The 2,264-nt window shown below is 50.9% G+C and carries 3 protein-coding genes; all 3 read right to left on the bottom strand.

Translation table 11 applies throughout. The annotated features are described in order from the left end of the window. Nucleotides 1-20: 20 nt before the first annotated feature. On the bottom strand, nt 21-581 hold the full coding sequence (locus HK20_RS10155; RefSeq protein ID WP_233129173.1) for a hypothetical protein: 561 nt from the start codon (nt 579-581) through the stop codon (nt 21-23). 302 nt (nt 582-883) lie between these two features. Continuing rightward, nucleotides 884-1,873, bottom strand: a complete 990-nt coding sequence (mobV, locus tag HK20_RS10150; protein WP_086646954.1) for a MobV family relaxase — start codon at nt 1,871-1,873, stop codon at nt 884-886. Between the two features lie 98 nt (nt 1,874-1,971). Then, complete coding sequence (locus HK20_RS12860; RefSeq protein WP_143296496.1) at nt 1,972-2,232, bottom strand: hypothetical protein; 261 nt, start codon at nt 2,230-2,232, stop codon at nt 1,972-1,974. Between the last annotated feature and the right edge of the window lie 32 nt (nt 2,233-2,264).

Below are 2,264 nucleotides of genomic sequence, written 5' to 3'. Positions count from 1 at the left end.
ATGGAATCGTTCGTTAGTTTTCATAATTTTCCTCCTTCTATAACTTCAAGATTAAATCCCGGCTTTGGTATTGTAGAAAGTTCTTCTTGTGTAGCACGGCTACCTACTTCAGCAACGTGGCGGTTCATGTAGTAGCGGACAAGACCCGGCCCTCGCATACCGGCTACCTTTTCGCGCTCGGAGAAAATCGCACCGAACTTCACCAGTTCATTCATGATGGCTGTAACTTCGTTGACCCGAATTCCGACTTTTTCGGCGATTTCTTCGCGGGTTAGCATGATCTGTCCGGTATGTGGGAACAGGTGGTCGAACAAGAGCGTCCAGACGTCCACGGCCTTCATTGGACGTTTACTGTTCTTCATTAGCCACAAGGTGACAGCACGGTTCTGTGCGGGACGGATCATAACAAACGGCTCCGTTGTTCCGGGGGCTGGGGTAGTAATGCGTTGAACGGTGACCATGACCCGGCCAAGGGCATCATGGTCAAAATCGGGATTGTCAAAAAACGGCAAAAGGGCTTGGCGAACCTGTTCGGCCTGATCTTCACGAAGCCGATCTTTTGGGGTCTTGAAACGGGTCATGTTCCGCATGTGGGAAACCTCTGTATGAGTGCCGAATAGGTCGCACACTGTGCGACTTTATGGTCGCACGTGGTGCGACCTAATGGCAAGCCATTTTTGGCGGTTCCCCAAGGGAAAAGGATGATCGGTAAAACCCTAGATATAAATAAGATAAAATCTCTCTCTGTAGTCTCTCTCTTTTTTCGGTGGAAAACTGCGGTTTTTACGCCAAAGGGGGGGGTAATTATGCACGGCATAAACGGGCGACATCCGAGAACCGTGCAAGAGAGTATTTGCTCAGGAAGAAGGAGCGAATGGGACGGTCAGCGGCCCCGACCTCGGCTATTCTCCCGCGAGCGATTCCGGCCAATTTCTCTGGCTCGTTCCCGTTGAGCCTCAACCGCCTGATCTTGGAGTTTCTGGCGTAGCTGTTGGGCCAGTTTCACGCAGCTCTCGATAACCTTCTCCCGGTATTGGGTCGGAATATCCCTCAGAGCCTTCACAAGAGGCTCCAGACGGCTCTGAAGCTGTTTCAGGCTCTCTCTGTCTTCCTTGGCCCGTTTGGTCGCTGTGCGGGCAACTGTGGCGCTCTGAACGGCAGGTTCATAATGCTGCTGAACGGTCTGACTGATGCGTTTTGCCACCTGCTCAGGGTCTTCCACAACACGGGTAAAAATCCCCTTCTTGAGCACCTGCGGTTCTAGGTCGGCAGGGGTCAGGTTTTTGTGCTCGGGTGCGTCCCGTTCTAGCGCCCCGTAGTAGGTTTTCAGCTTGGTATGGGTGGCCTTGCTTCCTTCGATGCCGCGTTCCAGTCCGACAGGGCGTCCCACAACTCGCGCAAAGTCGGTCTGCATCTCGTTCAGGGCCTTGGCACCACCGAGGAACCGGCGGCAATTCAGGCGGCCTGTATCGGGGTCTTTTGGCACCACGTAGGCCGACAGGTGCGGCGTTTTTTCGTCCCGGTGAATGATGGCAGCGATCACGTTGTCCTTGCCGTGCCGCTCCTGAATCCAGCGCAACGCCTCGTTCAAATACGCCTCCTGGTCAGCGTTCCGGTTCTCGAACGCGCCAGGTGAGGACGTGACCAGGTATTCGATGCACTGGACGGCGTTCTTGCGGATCTTCTCAGGTAGCGCCTTCTCGAACGCGATCATGCCCTGTTTGACGTTCTGCGGCCCGATCAGGTCATTGTCTGGCGTTCTCGTGGCGTCAGCGTTTGGCGTATCCTGCTCTCGGTAGGCGTGCTTCATGGACGCCCTGACGGACTTGGGCGATTTGAGTTTTTGAACCCGAAGAATGGCGAATTTTGACATGGTGTTTTAGCCCCCCTTTCTTCAAAAGGTGGACTTACTACACAATTTGCAAGCAAATTGTCGTAAGCTGAAGAAGGAAACTCCTTCTTCAGATATATTCAGAAAGCTTCTTTTTTTGTCGGCAATGGCACATTTGGCTGACCGACAAACCATTCGTAGAGTGAAGGATCACTCGGAAGGCGAAGTGTCTCTAGAAGCACTTCATTATCTCGCACTATAGAAAATTCAAAAAATTCATCTAAATTTTCATCATGTAATTTCTTAAGATTTTGCCAAATTTTCATAGTTTCTAAGTCGTTTGAATGAGAAATTATAAATGTATTTTGGCATGTAATATGGAATCGTTCGTTAGTTTTCATAATTTTCCTCCTTCTATAACTTCAAGATTAAA

It is taken from the genome of Acetobacter sp. DsW_54, from assembly GCF_002153575.1.
Lineage (GTDB): Bacteria > Pseudomonadota > Alphaproteobacteria > Acetobacterales > Acetobacteraceae > Acetobacter > Acetobacter fabarum.
The sequence above is the reverse complement of the archived record's forward strand: the minus strand, read 5'-3'. Positions and strand labels throughout refer to the sequence as shown.

Bases quoted from the DNA above. Each gene is read 5' to 3' on its own strand.
- HK20_RS10155 (WP_233129173.1), bottom strand. From the start codon at position 581: ATGACCCGTTTCAAGACCCCAAAAGATCGGCTTCGTGAAGATCAGGCC.
- mobV (WP_086646954.1), bottom strand. From the start codon at position 1,873: ATGTCAAAATTCGCCATTCTTCGGGTTCAAAAACTCAAATCGCCCAAG.
- HK20_RS12860 (WP_143296496.1), bottom strand. From the start codon at position 2,232: ATGAAAACTAACGAACGATTCCATATTACATGCCAAAATACATTTATA.